Consider the following 15,380-nt stretch of genomic DNA (forward strand, 5'->3'; position numbering starts at 1 on the left):
ATCCCGCCCGCTTCGATCAAGGTGGGATCAGGTGGCGCTGCGTTCGTCGGACCCCATGGCGTCGAGCACGGCGACGCGGGTGGAGGCCGGGCCGGTGACCGCCCGCTCGCCGCCACCGGCGCGCAGCAGCCCGCGCAGGGCGGCCTGATCGTATTCGGCGGGCGCGGTGGAGTCCATGAAGCGCTCGACGACCTCGATGAAGCGGGCCGGGTCGTCGTGAAAGGGAAAGTGGCCGGAGCCTTCGAAGATCTCGAGCCGTGAACCGGGCATCGCGGCGTGGGCCATCCAGGCGTGCCGAACCGGCACCACCACATCCTTGGTGCCCCAGACGATCTGCACCGGGATGGCCTCGGTCAAATAACATCGGTCGAGCATGGTGACGATCTGCCCGCGCCAGTCCACCACCGCTCGCAGGGTTCGGCTGAACGCCGCTGACGCCGTCGGTTCCGGCAGGTCATCGAGGATCCGCAGCACGTTGGGCAGGTCGCGGCCCAGGCCGGTGCTGCCCAGCGCGGCGCCCAGGACGCGGCCCACGACCTGAACCGCCGGTAGCACCAGGGGCAACCGCAGCAAGGCGATGGCCTCGCTGCCCATCGGCAGCGAGGCCCACCGCAGGACGAAGTTGACATCCTTGGTCACGCCGCCGGCGCCGACCAGGATCAGCCGCTCGACCAAATGCGGGAACTGGTAAGCGAATTGCATGGCCACACCGCCGCCCAGCGAATGACCGACGATCGTGGCCCGCTCGATGTCGAGCACACTGAGCAGGTCCCGCATCCCGTTGGCGTACGCCGCGATCGAGTAGTCGGCGCGCGGCTTGTCGGACTGGCCATGGCCCAGCAGGTCCGGGGCGATGACCGTGAAGCGCTGGGCGAGCTTGGCCTGCACGGCATTCCACGTCGTCGAGTTGTCGCCGATGCCGTGGATCAGCAGGATGGCCGGCCCGGAGCCGGCGATGCGGTACGCGCGCCGGTAACCGTGGATGGTGCGGAACTCGAGTTTGGGTGCGGTCACTTCACGCACCGGGCGGAGTCTGTTCTTGCGCTTCCGCTCGGTCATGGGGCCAACCTTGTCGTCGGGCCGGGCTAAGGGCGGTGTGGTTGGGGCTTGACTGGCGGTCAGGCCTGATCGTCGTCGTCGAACTTCTTCTCCGCCTGCTGGGCCAGAAATCGCTCGAACTCCGCGCCCAGCTCGTCGCCGCTCGGCAGATCCTCGTCGCGCGACAGTAACGATCTGTTCTCCTGAGCGTCGATGAAGGCATCGTACTGGCGCTCCAGCGCGGCCACCACCTGAGCGACCTCTGCGCTCGCTTCGACCTGCTCGTCAATCTTGGCCCGAATCACCTCCGCCGCTTCGGTCAACGCCGTAAGCGGCAGCTCCAGGGACGCGGTCTTGGCGACCTGCTCGAGCAGCGCCTGCGCGGCGGCCGGGTAATCGGTCTGCGTGAGGTAGTGCGGGACGTGCACGGTGAAGCCGACCACCTCGTGGCCGTGCTGGCCCATCCGGTATTCCAACAGGTTGGACGCGCTGCCGGGGACCTGGATCTCCGCGATCCACGGCTGGAAGTTGGCGATCAACTCCGGGTGGTTGGAGTGCGCCGTCATGGTGGTCGGCCGCGTGTGCGGAACCGCCATCGGGACGGTGCCCAGGCCGATGGTCTGGCGCACGCCGAGGCGCTCGGCCAGCAGGCGGACCGCGGTGATGAAGCGCTCCCACTTGAGATCCGGCTCCATGCCGGCCAGCAACAGAAACGGCGTGCCGACGGTGTCGCGCAGCGCGTAGAGGCTCAGCTCCGGATCGTCGTAGTTGGTGAAGTGATCGGTCTTGAACGTCATCAGCGGCCGCCGTGAGCGGTAGTCCAGCAATTCGTCGATCGCGAAGGACGCGACCAGCTCGGTGTCCAGCACCGCCTTGAGATGCGAGGCCGCCAGCCGGATGGCGTGACCGGCGTCGGAAAAGCCCTCCAGGGCGTGCACCAGTACGGGACCGCGGCCGTCGGACGTCGACAACTGCGGCGCCGGCAGCTCCAGCTCGTACATGCCGGGCTGCCCTGGCTGGTACCGATCACCTGCGTCTTGAGGGTGATCCATCTTCGATCGCCTCCTTTCGGGGGTCTCTTTAGGGTGCCCTACCCAGTGTCCCCCGAATCAGGCGGCACCTATATCGAACAGCGAACTCGGTTCCGCGTTCGCACCGTGAAACGCGATAATTCTCAGACGTAATCCGGTGAGAACATATCGGGGGGCCTCCGGTACGTCAGCAAACCCCCTGGCACATCGCGTCGCGCGGAAGTCGGCTCGCCGCCACCCCGTCGGGCATGATGAAGGCGATGCGCATACCGATCCTGGTGCTCTGCTCGGTGGTGGGGGTGGCGACGTCGCTGACGTCGTGTCACCGGCCCGTCGAGCAGGTGTCGGGTGCCCCGGTCTCGGCGCCGCGCGCGAGCGGCCCGGTGCAGCGGCTCAGCCAGCCCGAGCAGAAGGCGGTCGCGGGTCCGGTGGAGCCGGATCGGCGCATCGGGGCGATCTTCATCGACGGTGGGCCGCTTCACGTTTGCACCGGTTCGGTGGTGCATTCCAAGGGCGGGGACCTCATCATGACCGCGGCGCACTGTTTGGCCGGGGCTTCGCTGATCACCTTTGTTCCCGGTTTCGCCGGCGACGCCGCGCCGGCACCCGGCGACGTGTGGAAGGCGGACGCGGTCTATCTCGATCCCCGCTGGGTCGCCAGCAAGGATCCGCACGCCGACTACGCGATCGCGCGGGTCAGTAACGACACCGGTGCCGGCGTCGAGTCCCGCGCCGGTTTGGCGCTGACGCTGGGCGTGACGCCCCCGCCGGGAAGCCGGGTGACCGTGCTGGGGTATCCGGTCGGCGTGGGCGGGGACCCCATCGGGTGTCAGGGCAGCACTTCGGTCAGCGACACCGGGTTCCCCGCGCTGGCGTGCGAAGGTCTGGTGGACGGCACCAGTGGCGCTCCGTGGGTCAGCGGCACCACGCTCACGGGGCTGATCGGGGGTCTCGAGCGCGGCGGGTGCGCGGCGGACATGTCGTATTCGGCGCCGTTCGACGCCCAGACCGCGGAGCTGCTGGCCCGCGCCGAAGTCGGTGGCCCGGGCGATCCCGTCCCGAGCGACCTGCAGGACGCCTGCTAGCTAGCGGCGGAACTGGTTGAGCGCGCGCACTTTGTTCATCACGTCGAGCGCGGCCACCTTGTAGGCCTCGGAGAACGTGGGGTAGTTGAAGACGGCATCCACCAGGTAGTCCACCGTGCCCCCGCACCCCATCACCGCCTGTCCGATGTGCACCATCTCGGTAGCGCTGGTGCCGAAGATGTGCACGCCGAGCAGCTTGAGGTCCTCGGTGGACACCAGCAGCTTGAGCATCCCGTAGGAGTCCCCGGCGATCTGGCCGCGCGCCAGCTCCCGGTAGCGCGCCACCCCGACCTCGTAGGGGATGGAGTCCTTGGTCAGCTCCACCTCGGTGGCGCCGACGTAGGAGACCTCGGGGATCGAATAGATGCCGATCGGCTGCAGCTCGGTGATGCCGTCGCACGCTTCCCCGAACGCGTGGTAGGCGGCCAGCCGACCCTGCTCCATCGAGGTCGCGGCCAGCGCCGGGAAACCGATCACGTCCCCGACGGCATAGATGTGCGGCACCTTCGTCTGAAAGTTGTCGTCAACGAAGATCCGCCCGCGGTTGTCGGCCTCCAGCTCGGCGTTGTGCAGGTCGAGATGGTCGGTCTGCCCCTGCCGCCCGGCCGAATACATCACCGTCTCGGCGGGAATCTGTTTGCCGCTGGCCAGCGTGGTGACGGTGCCCGCTGAGCCGACGTCGACCGCGGTCACCTCCTCACCGAACCGGAACGTCACCGCCAGGTCGCGCAGGTGGAACTTGAGGGCCTCGACCACCTCGGGGTCACAGAAATCCAGCATGTCGCCGCGCTTTTCCACCACGGTTACCTTGGTGCCCAGTGCGGCGAACATCGAGGCGTACTCGATGCCGATGACGCCGGCGCCGACGACCACCATCGAGGTGGGCAGCGTCTTGAGGTCGAGGATCCCGTCGGAGTCGAGCACGCGCTCCTCGTCGAACTCGACGCCGGATGGCCGCGCCGGCCTGGTGCCGGTGGCGATGACGATGTATTTGCCGCTGATGGTTACCTTTTCGCGCCGCGACGGGTCTTCGACCTCGATGGTGTGTGGGTCGACGAAACGCCCGTGGCCGATCAGCAGATCGATGCGGTTGCGCATCAGCTGGTTACGCACCACGTCCACTTCCTTGCCGATCACGTGCTGGGTGCGGGCCAGCAGATCGGCCGGGGTGATCTTCTCTTTCACCCGATAGCTCGCGCCGTAGAGTTCGCGCTGGCTCATCCCGGTGAGGTAAAGCACCGCCTCGCGCAACGTCTTTGACGGGATGGTGCCGGTCTGGACGCACACGCCGCCGATCATCTGGCCGCGTTCGACGATGGCGACCGACTTGCCCAGCTTGGCCGACGCGATGGCCGCCTTCTGCCCGCCGGGTCCCGAACCGATGACCACCATGTCGTACTCTTGCGCCGAGCCCATGGGCTAAACAGTAGAGCAGCACAACTCACAGTGCCGGGTTCATCCACAGCTCCGCTGCCGCGCCGGCGCGCGCGAGCACCGGCTGACGGTGGCGGCCGTCAGCGTTGGTGCTCATGACCACGCATCCACAACCCGACTTCGAGCTTTCCCGCCCCGGCGCGCTCATCGCCGCGCTGCCCGCCGTTCTCGGCTTCATTCCCGAAAATTCATTGGTACTAGTGTCTTTGGACGATCGGCAGCTCGGGTCGGTGATGCGCGTGGATCTCTCCGAGGAGTTGGCCGGCCGGGTCGGTCATTTGGCGGAGGTTGCCGCGGCGGCCCGACCGGAGGCCGTCATCGCGGTGATTGTCGACGCCGACGGCGCCCACTGCCCGAGCTGCAACGAGGAGTACCGGCAGCTGTGTGAGGCGCTCGCAGAGTCCTTGTCGCAGCACGACATTGAGCTATGGGCCACCCACGTGGTCGACCGGGTCGCCCTCGGCGGGCGCTGGCATTGCGTCGAGGGCTGCGGGTCGAGTGGCCTCGTCGAGGATCCCTCGGCGTCGCCGCTGGCGGCCGCGGCGGTGCTGGAGGGCAGGCGCCTTTACCCGCGGCGCGCCGATCTGCAGGCGGTCATCGCGCCCGACGACCCGGAGCGCAGTGCCGCGTTGGCCGGCGCTCTCGGGCGCCAGGCCGCCCGGCGCCGGGTCGCGCACCGCGCTCAGCCGGTCCGCTGCACCCGCGGCGACGTGGAGGGCGCGCTGGCGGCCGCCGCCCGGGTGGCCTCGGGCGAATCGCTGTCCGACGCCGAGCTGGCCGCGCTGGGCTGCGCGTTGAGCGACCCGCAGGTGCGCGACATCCTGTACGCCCTTGCCGTCGGCGAAGGCGCCGACGACGTCGAGTCGCTGTGGGCCGTACTGGCGCGCACCCTGCCGCCGCCGTGGCGGGTCGAGGCGCTGGCCCTCCTCGCGTTCAGTGCCTACGCGCGCGGCGACGGCCCGCTGGCCGGGGTGTCGCTGCAGGAGGCGCTGCGTTGTGAGCCCGAGCACCGGATGGCGGGCATGCTGGACACCGCGTTGCAGTCGGGCCTGCGGCCCGAGGACATCCGGGATCTCGCGCTCAGCGGGTACCGGCTCGCCAAACAGTTCGGGGTGCGGCTACCGCCGCGACGGCCGTTCGGCCGCAGGGCGGGTTAGTGACGGGTCGCCGCAGTCGGCGGCGCCGGGAGGCGACGGGGTGGTGCGTCAGACCTTTTCGACCTTGACCGCGTGGGCCATCTCGTGGGGCAGGGTGACGTTTTCGTGGCCCGGGATGACGATGGTCACGCCGGCGGGCCCGGTCTCGACGGTCACCCGCGCGTTGGGGACCACACCGGCGTCCTTGAGGCGGGTGATCAGGTCGGTGTCGCCCTGGACGTGTTCGGTCAGCTGCCGGACGACGACGGCCACCGGCGAGCCGGGCGGCAACTCGGTCAGCCGGACGAGGTTGGCATCCTCGGCGCCGGACTCCGGGCCCACGCCCAGGTCCAGGAGCCCGGGAATCGGGTTGCCGAAGGGCGACGTGGTGGGGTGGTTGAGCACCTTCACCAACCGCCGCTCGACCTCCTCGCTCATCACGTGCTCCCAGCGGCACGCCTCGGCGTGCACTTCTTCCCAGGGCACCCCGATGACGTCGACCAGCAATCGCTCGGCGAGGCGGTGCTTGCGCATGACGGCCACTGCCAGCGCGCGGCCCTTGTCGGTGAGCTCGAGGTGGCGGTCACCGGCCACATGAAGTAACCCGTCGCGCTCCATCCGGGACACGGTTTGGCTGACAGTCGGCCCGCTCTGATCGAGGCGTTCGGCGATTCGGGCACGTAGCGGCGTTACGCCCTCTTCTTCGAGGTCGTAGATGGTCCGCAGGTACATCTCGGTGGTGTCAACCAGGTCGTTCATTCAGCACCTTCCATCGACGCTGAGTCTACTTGGCCAGCTGCATGAATGGGTGTAACGCCTCCCAGGCAAGCAGTATGCCCGCCGCTGACGCGGCGGGCATACTGTCTGCTACCTAGCTTGAGTGGAGTTGTTAGCTCGCGTACGACCGTAGCCTGTCGGCGCGCTCCCCGTTGCGGAGTTTGGACATTACGTCCCGCTCGATTTGGCGGACCCGCTCGCGGGACAGCCCGAACAGCTTGCCGATCTGGTCCAGGGTGCGGGGCTGGCCGTCGTCGAGTCCGAACCGCAACCGGATCACCTGGTGCTCACGCTCGTCGAGCGTCGCCAGCACGCTGCGGATGTCGGTGTGCAGCAACTCGGCGATCACCGCGTTCTCGGCCGACATCGCCTCGGCGTCCTCGATGAAGTCGCCCAGCGGGGCCTCTTCCTCGGAGCCCACCGGCATGTCCAGGCTGACCGGGTCGCGGCTGTGCTCGAGCAGGTCGTTGATCTTCTCGACCGGGATGCCGGATTCGGCGGCCAGTTCCTCATCGGTGGCCTCGCGGCCGAGGTTCTGGTGCATCTCGCGCTTGATCCGCGCCAGCTTGTTGACCTGCTCCACCAGGTGGACGGGCAGCCGGATGGTGCGGCTCTGGTCGGCCATGCCGCGGGTGATGGCCTGACGGATCCACCACGTGGCGTAGGTCGAGAACTTGAATCCCTTTGTGTAGTCGAACTTTTCCATTGCGCGGATCAGTCCGAGGTTGCCCTCCTGGATCAGGTCCAGCAGCGGCATGCCCCGGCCCGTGTACCGCTTGGCCAGCGACACCACCAGGCGCAGGTTCGCTTCCAGCAGGTGACGGCGCGCGGCCTTACCGTCGCGCACCACGGCCTCTAGATCGCGTTTACGGTTCTCCCCGAGGCGCTTACGCGTCTCCAGCAGGTGCTCGGCGTAGAGACCGGCTTCGATGCGCTTCGCGAGTTCAACTTCCCCCGCCGCGTTGAGCAACGCCGTCTTGCCTATTCCGTTCAGATATACGCGCACTAGATCCGCCGCGGGGCTTTGAGCATCCAGATCGCCGTCAAATCTGCTCGTGCTGGCGTTCGCCATAGCGACCTCCCGTTCGGCTTGTACTGTCATCGAGTTCAACGACCGATCAGGTTTCAGAGTTCCCAGCGGTTCCCCATCTCACACGTCTTGACGTGCACAAATGTGCCGCAGACCTGAGAATGTCCTGAGAAGTGCGCCGCGACGACACCTAATGGGAACGACAGCTAGGCGTCGTCGATTCCGCCCCGCGCGTCGGGTGGCCACCCCGGCTCGGGGTGTCGCGGAGCTTCGAGCGCCGGGCGTTCGGGCCGCGGGAACAGGGGGGTGCGCGGGCGCGCGTCATCGAACCGGCGGGGCTCGTCGGGGCGGCGCGGCGGCCGGTCGTTGGCGATCAGCACGGCCATCCAGGGCAGGGGAATTGACAGCGCCACGATCGCCAGGGAGATCAGGCCGTTGTGCCACGCGCCGTAGGCGAGCGCGGCGAGGATGAGCGCCGGAATCCGGAATGCCATCAGGGTCAGGTACTTACGGACTCGCGCGCGATGCTGCTCCTCGTAGGAGGGCTCGGCGGCGGTGATGAGCACCGGGCGGCCTTTGTTGCCGGCGAAGTCATCGAAGCTGCCGTCGAACCCGGCGTCGGAGCCGTGCTTCATTTCTCCACTGTCCCACACCTGGACCATTCCGGCTTGGCCGGTTTCGGTGCAGCTGGGCAGCGCGCCGGGCAGTGCAAGAATGTGAGGTATGCAGACCCAGACGATCGAGCGCACCGAGACCGACGAACGCGTCGACGACGGGACCGACAGCGACACACCCAAGTATTTCCACTACGTCAAGAAGGACAAGATCGCCGAGAGCGCGGTGATGGGCAACCACGTCGTGGCGTTGTGCGGCGAGGTGTTCCCCGTCACCAAGGCGGCCAAGCCGGGCTCGCCTGTCTGCCCGGATTGCAAGCAGATCTACGACCGGCTCAAGAAGGGCTGATCACCCGGGCGGCTTAGCCGGCGCGGTATCGCGTTGTTGTGTTGCGGGATTCGCGATCGGGCTGGCCAGCGTCTCCACAGTCCGCTTCAGGGCGGGTGAGCGCGAGAACAACCAGGTGCGCACCCGGTGGGCGTGGGTCCTGGGCGCGGGGAATTCCTCCTGGACGGCGGCGTTGAGTTCGGCGCCGAGCATGATCGCGAAGCCGCCGAAGAACGCGAACAGCAGGAATGCGATCGGTGTGGAAAGCGCGCCGTAGGTGTAACCGGTGCTGGTGATCCACCTCAGGTAGAACCGCAGGCCCAGCGTGGCGGTGACGAATACCGTGGTCGCCAGCATCGCGCCGAGGATGAGTCGGTGCGACGGCAGCGGTTCCGGCAGCGCGACCCGGTACAGGATCATCACCCCGAGCGTCAGCCCGATGATCAGCGCCGGGTAGTAGCCATAGCGCAGCGCGTTGGACAGGCCGAGTGGGATGTGTTCTTCCACCTTGCGGGGGCCGACGACCACCAGCGGCGCCGTCGCCACCACGACCACCAGCATCACGACATAGAGGAACAGCGCGAAGAAGCGCTGCCGCACCGGATGGCGCAACGGCGTCTGGTCGTGCGCCTCGACGACGGAGTCGACGAACGCCGAGATGGCCGACGACCCCGCCCACAGCGAGATGATGAAACCCAACGACACCACCTCGCCGCGAGCGTTGTTGGCGATGTCGCGGACCGTCGGCTCGATGATCTCGTTGACCACGCTGGGGGAGAACACGCTGTGCGCGGTCGAAATCAGCTGCCGCAGGATGTTGGGCAGCATGTCCGGACCGAACAGCGGCGCCACGTAGGCCATGGTGCCCAGCATCCCGAGCAGCAACGGCGGCAGCGACAATGCCGACCAGAAACCCGCCTGAGCCGACTCGGAAAAGATCGAGTCGTCCCAGCTCTTGGACAGAGCCCTACGGGTGATTCGCCAGATGTGGTGGCGCGACGGTTTTGCGACCTGATCGCTCATACCAGTCCAGCATTACCGAAGATCGCGCGCGCTGCCCACATTGGCGACGGGCGAGTTCGGGCGGGCTAGCTTCCGCTGACCTCCAGCACGGCGTCCAACTCGGTCAGCTTGGCCTCATGCTCGTTGGCGTGGTGCTGGCAGAAGAGAAGCTCGAGGCCGGAAGGCAGCTTGGCGCGTACACGAGCAGCGGCACCGCAGCGGTCGCAGCGGTCGGCCCGTGTCAGTTCTGGACTCGTCAGAGTTGCATTCATGGCTTCTCCGTTCTCGTACATTCACTTTCTCAGACGTATGGCGTTTTCGCCTTGTTCCCCGATCGTTATCGGGTGTGTCGTTTCTCACGGCCTGGTCAGGTTTGGTTTGGACGGTTCTCTAGGGTGTCGGTCGTGACCTTCGCCGCCGACGTTCTGGTGCACCTGTGCGGGACCGAGCAGTGGGCGCGGGGCCGCCGCGACGGCGCCATCAGCCCCGTCGGCGGCGCCGGCTTCATCCACCTGTCGACGCCCGATCAGGTCCACCTGCCCGCCAACCGGCTCTACCGGGGTCGCGCCGACCTGGTACTGCTGCACATCGACCCGGCCCGCCTCGACGCACCGGTGCGCTGGGAGCCGGGAGTGGCAACCGATCCGGAGTCGATGTTGTTCCCGCACCTGTACGGCACCCTGCCGGTGGCCGCGGTGACCCGGGTCACCGCCTACCCGCCGGGCGCCGACGGCGTCTTCCCTCCGCTCGCCGGCGAGTCGAGGTAGGCGTCGGCCTCGATCTCCACCAGCAACTCGGGCGCGATCAGCGCCGAGACCTCGACCATGGTCGCCGCGGGACGTATCGCGCCGAACACCTCCTCGTGCACGGCTCCGACCTCGCGCCAGCGCGAGATGTCGGTGACGTAGATGCGCGTGCGTACCACGTCGGCGAGGGACGCGCCCGCCTGTTGTAGCGCAATGTCGATGCGGCGCAACGCATCTCGCGCCTGGGCGGCGATGTCATCGGCGGGCCCGGTGCCGGTTGTCCCGGCCACCGACACATGCGGCCCGACCCGCACGGCGCGCGAGTAACCGACCACCGATTCGAATTCCGAACCGGACGAGACCACTCTGCGGTTGGCTGACATGCGCCTCACCGTACGACGGCGGCGCCGTCGGCGCAGCCGAATTTCCGCGCGGCGGCGGTCGTTTGGCCGTTCCGCATTCAGCGTGCGGCGAACAGCTTGTGCGCCAACCGTTCTCGCGAACGGCCGATCGGGCTAGTCGAGGTAGTCGCGCAGCACCTGCGAGCGGCTGGGGTGGCGCAGCTTCGACATCGTCTTGGACTCGATCTGGCGGATGCGCTCGCGGGTGACCCCGTACACCTGCCCGATCTCGTCCAGGGTGCGGGGCTGGCCGTCGGTGAGGCCGAAGCGCAGGCGTACGACGCCGGCCTCGCGCTCCGACAGCGTCTCGAGGACCGACTGCAGCTGGTCTTGCAGCAGCGTGAACGACACGGCGTCCACGGCCACTACGGCCTCGCTGTCCTCGATGAAATCGCCCAGCTGGCTGTCGCCCTCGTCACCGATGGTCTGGTCCAGCGAGATCGGCTCACGCGCGTATTGCTGGATCTCGAGCACCTTTTCGGGCGTGATGTCCATTTCCTTGGCCAGCTCTTCGGGCGTGGGCTCGCGGCCCAGATCCTGCAGCAGCTCGCGCTGGATGCGGCCCAGCTTGTTGATCACCTCGACCATGTGCACCGGGATGCGGATGGTGCGAGCCTGGTCGGCCATGGCCCGGGTGATGGCCTGACGGATCCACCACGTGGCGTACGTGGAGAACTTGTAGCCCTTGGTGTAGTCGAACTTCTCGACCGCGCGGATCAGACCCAGGTTACCTTCCTGGATGAGGTCGAGGAACGCCATCCCGCGACCCGTGTAGCGCTTGGCCAGCGACACCACCAGCCGCAGGTTGGCCTCGAGCAGATGGTTTTTGGCGCGGTCGCCGTCGCGACAGATCCACTGCATGTCTCGGCGCTGGGCGGCGGGCAGTTTGTCGCCGCGCTCGGTCAGCTCGGTCATCAGCTGCGTGGCATACAGGCCGGCCTCGATGCGCTTGGCCAGCTCGACCTCTTCTTCGGCGTTGAGCAGCGCGACCTTACCGATCTGCTTGAGGTACGCGCGCACCGAGTCGGCCGACGCGGTGAGCTCGGCGTCCTTGCGCGCCTGGCGCAGCGCCTCGGATTCGTCCTCGTCCCAGACGAAATCGCCGGAGGCCTTGTCCTTTTCGGTGGGCTCGGCGATCTCGTCGTCCTCGTCGGCGGCGGCTTCGACCGCCGCCTTGGGGGCGGGCGTCTCGTCGTCACCCTCTTCGGAATCGTTCGATTCGGCGTCGGAATCTTCGCCGTCGGCCGCCACGTCGTCCTCGAGGTCGTCGAGGGACAGGTCGCTGTCGATGTCGAGGTCTTCGCCGGGCTCACCCTCGAGGTCGGGTTCGTTGTCGAGATCCTCGACGGCGCCGTCGGAATCGAGTGCGTCGGGATCCGCGGGGCCGCCCTTGGCTGCTTTGGTGCCGCGCCCCTTGGCCTCGGCTCCCTTGGAGCGGGTCTTCTTGGCGGGTTCGGCGGCTTCGGGCTTGGTGGGCCGCGCGGCGCTCTTGGCGGCCCGCTTGGCGGGCGCGGCGCCGTTGGCGGCCTTGGCGGCCGGACGCTTGGCGGGGGACGACGGAGACTTCGTGGCGGTGCGTTTCACCGGCCCATCGGTTGCCGGGCTTGCCTTGGTCGCTGCCACTTACACCCCTTCGTTTGGGCTCACTTTCGGTGGGTATTGGGCATGGTTAACCGAAAGTGTCTGCTATGTCGATGTCGGCGTTGGTATCAGCGTGAGTAGTCGCACGCTATCGGTTGGGCGTTCGCCGAAGACCATTGTAACGACAGTGCGCGGTACTACAGCTCTGCCGGGCGAAAATCAGTGGGTCACGTCCGAGGTGGCGGCCATCGCCGCGCCGACGATCCCGGCGGTGTTGAGCAGGGCCGCGGGCACCACCGGGGTGCGGTTCTCGAGCAGGGGCAGCCACTTGTCGGCCTTGCGGCTGATGCCGCCCCCGGCGATGAACAGGTCCGGCCACATCGCGTTCTCGATGCTCACCAGCACCTCGGTCACGTGTTTGGTCCACTTTTCGTAGGACCAACCCTTCTTTTCCTTCACCGAGGACGCCGCTTGTTTCTCGGCCTCCTTGCCCCCGACCTCCAAGTGCCCGAATTCGGTGTTGGGTATCAGCGTGCCGTTGTGGATGACCGCCGAGCCGATCCCGGTGCCGAAGGTCAGCAGAATTACCAGGCCCGTCTGGTTTCTGCCCGCGCCGTAATGCTCCTCGGCCAGCCCGGCCGCGTCGGCGTCGTTGAGGACCGTGACGTCCTGGCCGTCCAGCTCGGCGCTGATGATGTCGCGGGCGTTGGTGCCGATCCAGGACTTGTCCACGTTGGCCGCGGTCTGCACGACGCCGTGCGTGACGACCCCGGGATAGGTCACTCCCAGCGGCCCGGTCCACCCGAATTCGTTGACGACCGCGGCGATGGTTTTGGCGACCGCCGACGGCGTCGCGGGTTGCGGGGTCAGCAGTTTGACCCGCTCGCCGATCAGCAACCCGGTGTCCATGTCGACGATGCCGCCTTTGATGCCGCTGCCACCGACGTCGATGCCGAAGCCGCGGCGCTCGTGTGTGCCGTCGGCCGGTGCGGCGCCGGGCGTGTCCGTGGTCGAGTCGGTGCTGGTCATCGAATCTCCTCGGCGTGACTGGGCTGTCCGCTCACCTTAACGCCGCGACGCGTGCGGCCCGCGGTGTCTGCGCGGCCGGGGCGACTGTGATGCGATAGACCGGTGACCCGATCCGATGACGAGCTCGTACGGCTGCGCTCCGTGGCCGAGACCCTGGCCACCGAGGCCGCCGCGTTCGTGCGGCGCCGGCGCGCGGAGGTGTTCGGCGCCGAGCCGGCGGGTGTGGCAGGCCCGGACAGCGGCGCGGTGCGGACCAAGAGCACCCCGACCGATCCGGTGACGGTGGTCGACACCGAGACCGAGCGCCTGTTGCGGGACCGGCTGGCCGAATTGCGGCCTGGGGACCCCATTCTCGGCGAGGAGGGCGGCGGGCCGACCGACCCGGCGGACGCGCCGGCCGGAACGGTGACCTGGGTGCTCGATCCCATCGACGGCACGGTGAATTTCATGTACGGCGTCCCCGCCTACGCGGTGTCGGTCGGCGCGCAGGTCGACGGCGAGTCGGTGGCCGGGGCGGTCGCCGACGTCGTCGGCGACCGCACGTACTCGGCGGCCAGCGGCCTCGGGGCGCACGTCACCGACGGCCACGGCACCCAGCCGCTGCAGTGCGCGGCGGTCGAGGACGTGTCGATGGCGTTGTTGGGCACCGGTTTCGGCTATTCGCGGCAGCGCCGCGCGGCGCAGGCGGCGCTGTTGGCGCGCATGCTGCCGGTGGTCCGCGATGTTCGTCGCATCGGCTCGGCGGCGTTGGATCTGTGCATGGTCGCCTCGGGCCGGCTGGACGCCTATTACGAGCACGGCTTGAAGGTGTGGGACCGCGCCGCGGGCGCGCTGATCGCCGCCGAGGCAGGGGCCCGGGTGGTGCTGCCGGCGCACGACGCCACCGGGGCGGGGTTGGTGCTGGCGGCCGCGCCCGGGATCGCCGACGAGCTGCTCGCCGTCCTGGAGCGCTTCAACGGCCTGGATCCGATCCTGGACTGAGCGCCTCAGCAGCTGCTGGCGTGAATCTTGGCCAGCAGCGTGGGATCTGACGGCTCGCTGGCGCCGGGGCGCAGGGTGGCGAGCACGGCGTCGATGTCGTCGTTGTGGGCCAGCGCGCTGAAGTCGGTTCCCAGGGCGAGGTCGACGGAGTCGTCGGCGCGACTGTCGTTGAACAGTTCGGTGCACGGAGCCACCAGCCATACCGCCGCGGCGGTGGCCTGTCCCGCGGTGCCGAAACGGATTTGGCCTTGGCAGGCGAGCCGGGTGCCCGCATACAGCGGGTCGTTGGCGGCGGTCGGCTGCGCGAAGCCGAGGTCCTTCATCGCCCCGGCGACGTCGCCGGCCTGCCCGCCCCGGCCGCTGGCGTTGAGCACGCGGACCTTGGTGTCGGCGAGTTTGGCGGGTGCGACGTCCATCATGGCGCTGCGCGACACCTGCTCACCGAGCTGGGCCGGCGCCGAACCGGTCGACTGCGGCGGGAGGTTGCACACCACCGCCTCGTGCACCTTGGCGGGCCGCGTCAGCGCCACGGTCCAGATCACGCCGGTCGCCACTGCGAGGAAAATCACCACGACGATCGCAGGCTTGGGGTTGCGCCGCCGGAAGGGCCGACCATGCTTGTCAAAGGCGGTACCCTCGGTGATTTGTGTGACCACAGCTGCACTCTAGTCGCACGGCAAACCCACTGTTCAGAAGCGAGCGCAAGGGTAAAAATGGGGGTGTGACGTAAATCACACCTTAATGGGCCGCGATACGGGCACGAATCATTTGGTGGATGCGTTCGACGCTGGTACAAAGCGATGCTTGAGATTTACGAGGGCATGCAGAGGCAATGAGGCAATAGGGCAGGGGAATAGATATGCCTACCGACTATGACGCTCCACGGCGTACCGAGACGGACGACGTTTCGGAGGACTCGCTGGAGGAGCTCAAAGCGCGACGGAACGAGGCGGCTTCGGCCGTCGTCGATGTCGACGAATCTGAAACCGCCGAAAATTTCGAGCTGCCCGGCGCCGACCTGTCCGGTGAAGAACTCTCGGTCCGTGTCGTTCCGAAGCAGGCTGACGAGTTCACCTGCTCGAGTTGCTTTCTGGTGCAACACCGCAGTCGGTTGGCCAGCGAGAAGAACGGCGTGATGATCTGTACCGACTGCGCGGCCTGATAGCT

General features: G+C 67.8%; 18 protein-coding genes. 6 read left to right on the forward strand and 12 right to left on the reverse strand.

Annotation, left to right across the window (positions count from 1 at the left end; all coding sequences use genetic code 11):
* Window positions 1–27: 27 nt before the first annotated feature.
* The gene (locus tag ACZ50Z_RS04110) at window positions 28–1,059 is read right to left on the reverse strand and encodes an alpha/beta fold hydrolase (RefSeq protein WP_464482387.1); all 1,032 of its coding nucleotides are present in this window, start codon (window positions 1,057–1,059) and stop codon (window positions 28–30) included.
* A gap of 59 nt (window positions 1,060–1,118) precedes the next feature.
* Entirely contained in the window at window positions 1,119–2,090 is a 972-nt protein-coding gene (locus ACZ50Z_RS04115) for a proteasome assembly chaperone family protein (protein ID WP_464482388.1), read from the reverse strand.
* A 227-nt stretch (window positions 2,091–2,317) separates the two neighbouring features.
* Here ACZ50Z_RS04115 and ACZ50Z_RS04120 point away from each other — a divergent pair, with 227 nt between their 5' ends.
* On the forward strand, window positions 2,318–3,154 hold the full coding sequence (locus ACZ50Z_RS04120; protein ID WP_464482389.1) for a trypsin-like serine peptidase: 837 nt from the start codon (window positions 2,318–2,320) through the stop codon (window positions 3,152–3,154).
* On the opposite strand, the gene sthA is transcribed toward ACZ50Z_RS04120, so the two are convergent.
* Complete coding sequence (gene sthA / locus ACZ50Z_RS04125) at window positions 3,155–4,570, reverse strand: Si-specific NAD(P)(+) transhydrogenase (RefSeq protein WP_464482390.1); 1,416 nt, start codon at window positions 4,568–4,570, stop codon at window positions 3,155–3,157.
* A gap of 113 nt (window positions 4,571–4,683) precedes the next feature.
* Between sthA and ACZ50Z_RS04130 the strand changes: the two genes are divergently transcribed.
* A complete protein-coding gene (locus tag ACZ50Z_RS04130) occupies window positions 4,684–5,745 on the forward strand; it encodes a DUF4192 domain-containing protein (protein WP_464482391.1) in 1,062 nt (353 codons plus the stop codon).
* Between the two features lie 48 nt (window positions 5,746–5,793).
* Here the strand turns inward: ACZ50Z_RS04130 and ACZ50Z_RS04135 are convergent, their stop codons facing one another.
* The 3 genes from ACZ50Z_RS04135 to ACZ50Z_RS04145 form a co-directional block, all read right to left on the reverse strand.
* The gene (locus ACZ50Z_RS04135) at window positions 5,794–6,483 is read right to left on the reverse strand and encodes a metal-dependent transcriptional regulator (protein WP_464482392.1); all 690 of its coding nucleotides are present in this window, start codon (window positions 6,481–6,483) and stop codon (window positions 5,794–5,796) included.
* 130 nt (window positions 6,484–6,613) lie between these two features.
* The gene (gene sigB, locus ACZ50Z_RS04140) at window positions 6,614–7,603 is read right to left on the reverse strand and encodes a sigma-70 family RNA polymerase sigma factor SigB (RefSeq protein ID WP_082991580.1); all 990 of its coding nucleotides are present in this window, start codon (window positions 7,601–7,603) and stop codon (window positions 6,614–6,616) included.
* 134 nt (window positions 7,604–7,737) lie between these two features.
* A complete protein-coding gene (locus ACZ50Z_RS04145) occupies window positions 7,738–8,184 on the reverse strand; it encodes a DUF3099 domain-containing protein (protein WP_464482393.1) in 447 nt (148 codons plus the stop codon).
* A gap of 70 nt (window positions 8,185–8,254) precedes the next feature.
* Here ACZ50Z_RS04145 and ACZ50Z_RS04150 point away from each other — a divergent pair, with 70 nt between their 5' ends.
* On the forward strand, window positions 8,255–8,494 hold the full coding sequence (locus ACZ50Z_RS04150; RefSeq protein ID WP_464482394.1) for a DUF3039 domain-containing protein: 240 nt from the start codon (window positions 8,255–8,257) through the stop codon (window positions 8,492–8,494).
* Here the strand turns inward: ACZ50Z_RS04150 and ACZ50Z_RS04155 are convergent, their stop codons facing one another.
* Window positions 8,495–9,496, reverse strand: coding sequence for a YihY/virulence factor BrkB family protein (locus ACZ50Z_RS04155; protein ID WP_464482395.1), 1,002 nt, complete (start codon window positions 9,494–9,496; stop codon window positions 8,495–8,497).
* Window positions 9,497–9,561: 65 nt separating this feature from the next.
* Window positions 9,562–9,747: a DUF7455 domain-containing protein gene (locus ACZ50Z_RS04160; protein ID WP_008258551.1), complete on the reverse strand. Its 186-nt coding sequence runs from the start codon at window positions 9,745–9,747 to the stop codon at window positions 9,562–9,564.
* 123 nt (window positions 9,748–9,870) lie between these two features.
* Between ACZ50Z_RS04160 and ACZ50Z_RS04165 the strand changes: the two genes are divergently transcribed.
* Window positions 9,871–10,242 (forward strand): DUF952 domain-containing protein, encoded by a 372-nt coding sequence (locus ACZ50Z_RS04165; RefSeq protein ID WP_464482396.1) that lies wholly within the window; start codon window positions 9,871–9,873, stop codon window positions 10,240–10,242.
* On the opposite strand, the gene ACZ50Z_RS04170 is transcribed toward ACZ50Z_RS04165, so the two are convergent.
* The 3 genes from ACZ50Z_RS04170 to ppgK form a co-directional block, all read right to left on the reverse strand.
* Window positions 10,188–10,604: a RidA family protein gene (locus ACZ50Z_RS04170; protein WP_464482397.1), complete on the reverse strand. Its 417-nt coding sequence runs from the start codon at window positions 10,602–10,604 to the stop codon at window positions 10,188–10,190. The two genes, ACZ50Z_RS04165 and ACZ50Z_RS04170, sit on opposite strands and share 55 nt — an antisense overlap.
* 132 nt (window positions 10,605–10,736) lie before the next feature.
* The gene (locus ACZ50Z_RS04175) at window positions 10,737–12,245 is read right to left on the reverse strand and encodes an RNA polymerase sigma factor (protein WP_464482398.1); all 1,509 of its coding nucleotides are present in this window, start codon (window positions 12,243–12,245) and stop codon (window positions 10,737–10,739) included.
* A gap of 177 nt (window positions 12,246–12,422) precedes the next feature.
* On the reverse strand, window positions 12,423–13,232 hold the full coding sequence (ppgK, locus tag ACZ50Z_RS04180) for a polyphosphate--glucose phosphotransferase (protein ID WP_464482399.1): 810 nt from the start codon (window positions 13,230–13,232) through the stop codon (window positions 12,423–12,425).
* Window positions 13,233–13,334: 102 nt separating this feature from the next.
* Here ppgK and ACZ50Z_RS04185 point away from each other — a divergent pair, with 102 nt between their 5' ends.
* Window positions 13,335–14,213 (forward strand): inositol monophosphatase family protein, encoded by an 879-nt coding sequence (locus ACZ50Z_RS04185; RefSeq protein WP_464482400.1) that lies wholly within the window; start codon window positions 13,335–13,337, stop codon window positions 14,211–14,213.
* Window positions 14,214–14,218: 5 nt separating this feature from the next.
* Here the strand turns inward: ACZ50Z_RS04185 and cei are convergent, their stop codons facing one another.
* Window positions 14,219–14,869 (reverse strand): envelope integrity protein Cei, encoded by a 651-nt coding sequence (gene cei / locus ACZ50Z_RS04190; protein WP_464482401.1) that lies wholly within the window; start codon window positions 14,867–14,869, stop codon window positions 14,219–14,221.
* 203 nt (window positions 14,870–15,072) lie between these two features.
* Between cei and ACZ50Z_RS04195 the strand changes: the two genes are divergently transcribed.
* Window positions 15,073–15,375, forward strand: coding sequence for a DUF4193 domain-containing protein (locus tag ACZ50Z_RS04195; protein WP_163710094.1), 303 nt, complete (start codon window positions 15,073–15,075; stop codon window positions 15,373–15,375).
* Window positions 15,376–15,380: the final 5 nt, after the last annotated feature.

The sequence above is a fragment of the Mycobacterium sp. NTMscope_MAC_269 genome (assembly GCF_976985695.1).

Excerpts from the sequence above, each read along its gene's own strand:
- ACZ50Z_RS04110 (WP_464482387.1), bottom strand. The coding sequence starts at position 1,059 with ATGACCGAGCGGAAGCGCAAGAACAGACTCCGCCCGGTGCGTGAAGTG.
- ACZ50Z_RS04115 (WP_464482388.1), bottom strand. The coding sequence starts at position 2,090 with ATGGATCACCCTCAAGACGCAGGTGATCGGTACCAGCCAGGGCAGCCC.
- ACZ50Z_RS04120 (WP_464482389.1), top strand. The coding sequence starts at position 2,318 with ATGATGAAGGCGATGCGCATACCGATCCTGGTGCTCTGCTCGGTGGTG.
- sthA (WP_464482390.1), bottom strand. The coding sequence starts at position 4,570 with ATGGGCTCGGCGCAAGAGTACGACATGGTGGTCATCGGTTCGGGACCC.
- ACZ50Z_RS04130 (WP_464482391.1), top strand. The coding sequence starts at position 4,684 with ATGACCACGCATCCACAACCCGACTTCGAGCTTTCCCGCCCCGGCGCG.
- ACZ50Z_RS04135 (WP_464482392.1), bottom strand. The coding sequence starts at position 6,483 with ATGAACGACCTGGTTGACACCACCGAGATGTACCTGCGGACCATCTAC.
- sigB (WP_082991580.1), bottom strand. The coding sequence starts at position 7,603 with ATGACAGTACAAGCCGAACGGGAGGTCGCTATGGCGAACGCCAGCACG.
- ACZ50Z_RS04150 (WP_464482394.1), top strand. The coding sequence starts at position 8,255 with ATGCAGACCCAGACGATCGAGCGCACCGAGACCGACGAACGCGTCGAC.
- ACZ50Z_RS04155 (WP_464482395.1), bottom strand. The coding sequence starts at position 9,496 with ATGAGCGATCAGGTCGCAAAACCGTCGCGCCACCACATCTGGCGAATC.
- ACZ50Z_RS04160 (WP_008258551.1), bottom strand. The coding sequence starts at position 9,747 with ATGAATGCAACTCTGACGAGTCCAGAACTGACACGGGCCGACCGCTGC.
- ACZ50Z_RS04170 (WP_464482397.1), bottom strand. The coding sequence starts at position 10,604 with ATGTCAGCCAACCGCAGAGTGGTCTCGTCCGGTTCGGAATTCGAATCG.
- ppgK (WP_464482399.1), bottom strand. The coding sequence starts at position 13,232 with ATGACCAGCACCGACTCGACCACGGACACGCCCGGCGCCGCACCGGCC.
- ACZ50Z_RS04195 (WP_163710094.1), top strand. The coding sequence starts at position 15,073 with ATGCCTACCGACTATGACGCTCCACGGCGTACCGAGACGGACGACGTT.